Genomic DNA, 2246 nt, shown 5'->3' with positions numbered 1-2246 from the left:
ACTAAAGTTTCGCACTTCGCTTTAATCTAAAGAATTCCTCGAGGCTTGCCTCGGGGTCAATCCCATAGAAACCAAAGGTTTCTAAAGATAAAGCGTTATCTTAGTTTGTATGGAAGACGAACATATTTATAAGCGTCATAATAAGACCTTGTTACTTTATCACATTGTTCTGCCGATAAAATATCGCAGGAAAGTGATAACCGATATAATCGGAAGGTCTCTGAAGTCCATTTGCTTGGAAATATCCGAGCGTTATGAGATCAATTTTATTGAAATAGGCTATGAAGCAGATCATGTTCATTTTTTATTACAAAGTGTACCCACGTATTCAGTTTCGGAAATAGTAACTAAGTTAAAAAGTTTGATAGCTCGAGAACTCTTTTTGAAACATCCGGAAATAAAAAAAGAGTTGTGGGGTGGTAGTTTTTGGACAAGTGGCTATTACGCAAACACCGTTGGGTTATATGGTAGTCGAGATGTAATAATGGCTTATGTTTCAAATCAAGGAAATGAAAAGAAATATAAGAAATTGTATGACGGGCAACTTTCATTGTTCGACTAACAGGATACCTCGAGGCTTGCCTCGGGGTTATTCATTGATTTGAAAGACAGAAAATAAAGAAGCGCGATTTAGTTATTCCCCATCTGATTATCAATATATTAGTAATTCCATTTTCGTCAAACTGCTTCCCGGAGCGGAGGAGCAAGCATTTTTGAAACCAATTCTGCCGTCTTGGGACAATTCATGATCAACTCAAACAATTCATCAATATCTTTCTCCAATGCTTCGCATATTTCCTGCAACAACTCCAAAAATAATCCCCAAAGACGTTCGTCAAGCGTCTGCTGCAAACACTCCGCATTCATTGCCCTGAAAAGTTCTCCCATCGATTCATAATGTTCATACCGATATCGAAAAGATAACAAAATATAAGCTATCATGCTTATAGTGGCATCGGCTATCTGTGCATCAAAATCATTGGATTGACATCCACCCAGATTCAACAGTTGCTTTCCCTCTTTGAAAAATACTTCTATCGACCACCTTATCCGGTAAATTTCCATAAGTTTCACAAAACTCAACTTCGTATCGGTGGTCAAAAATACTTTCCATTTTCCTCCCTTGCCTTGACGGGTAAAGAACAACGTTACCGCAATACCATCCAACATTACCTCTGCGCGTTTGTAGTGCAGTCTCATCTTTCTGCAACGGGTTATTTCATCAATTGAACTGTTTATCTGTCGGTAATTCATCTGCCTGCCCCGATACAGAAATTTTGCTTTCACTATCTTGTACATGCCTATCAGGTGAATATGCTTTGAACGTACTGCCGTAATTAATGCCTGACAGGTAAACCAACTGTCGCACAAGACATAATCGAGGGGAATGTGATAAAGTACGGCCCGGTAGAAAATCTCAAGCATCATTTCTATCTTGCTTTTATCCAATTCTTTTTCTCGTTCCTTCCCTGAAAGCTCCTTCAAACGCTTTTTCCCGTATTGATGGCGTAATTCCTTTCGGCTCACTCCGTAAGGCTTCTCTGCCCGTTTCCCTTTCTCTCTTGAAAGTGAAAAATCCAACGGAATCATCGACTTTCCGTCCCAATACAATCCCAACAACAGCTTGTATCCCAACTTGAAGGTGTTTGTTACGTGATCGTAAACCTTCCCGATCTTTTCCATCTTTTTCCCCGTCTTCTCAAGCAGCGTGTCATCGAATATGAGGCATCGTACCTTACGCTCTGCTTCTTTCTCCTGTCCGGTTATGCCGATAAACTTACACGCTGTCTGCCATAATATTTTCCGCCAATTGATCTGCGCATTATTCTTCAAACGATACAATACGTCCTTGCCCATCGTAAGTCCTTTTTCCTTTAGCAGAGGCAGCGAAGATACTGCCGTTTTACTGCCCAACGTCACGGCATAAATCATTGACGACAATACCAATTGAAAACTGTAACCACTCCTTTTCAAATACTTGAACTCCGAAAATCCTTCTGTCAGTTTCAACGCCTTGAAACCCTTCAAAATATTTATGCTCTCTAATTTATTTTCAGTGAAATCTGTTCCGATTTCAGAGATTTTTTCCTTAATTTTGTCCGGCAGCATATTTTTTCTGTTTTGGTAATTATGCAGCTAATATACTCATTTTTAATGATATATTAGACAAAATATGCTGCTTTTTTTCTTTTTTTATCTCTTTTTTCTCCTTTATTTTCAGCCCTTTCTGAAGTGCGAAACTTTAG

Annotated in this window: 2 protein-coding genes; one reads left to right on the top strand and one right to left on the bottom strand. The window is 39.0% G+C overall.

Features of this window, described 5'->3' with window-relative positions; genetic code table 11:
* Nucleotides 1-109: 109 nt before the first annotated feature.
* Nucleotides 110-562 (top strand): IS200/IS605 family transposase, encoded by a 453-nt coding sequence (tnpA, locus tag EJN84_RS12145; protein WP_129595672.1) that lies wholly within the window; start codon nt 110-112, stop codon nt 560-562.
* A 116-nt stretch (nt 563-678) separates the two neighbouring features.
* Here the strand turns inward: tnpA and EJN84_RS12140 are convergent, their stop codons facing one another.
* Nucleotides 679-2109: an IS4 family transposase gene (locus EJN84_RS12140; RefSeq protein WP_129595671.1), complete on the bottom strand. Its 1431-nt coding sequence runs from the start codon at nt 2107-2109 to the stop codon at nt 679-681.
* Between the last annotated feature and the right edge of the window lie 137 nt (nt 2110-2246).

Origin of the sequence: Seramator thermalis (assembly GCF_004138125.1) — a bacterium.
Taxonomy (GTDB): domain Bacteria; phylum Bacteroidota; class Bacteroidia; order Bacteroidales; family Dysgonomonadaceae; genus Seramator; species Seramator thermalis.
This window is presented reverse-complemented; position numbering and strand designations above follow the sequence as displayed.

Coding starts and splice junctions, on each gene's coding strand:
- EJN84_RS12140 (WP_129595671.1), bottom strand. CDS start 2,109: ATGCTGCCGGACAAAATTAAGGAAAAAATCTCTGAAATCGGAACAGAT.
- tnpA (WP_129595672.1), top strand. CDS start 110: ATGGAAGACGAACATATTTATAAGCGTCATAATAAGACCTTGTTACTT.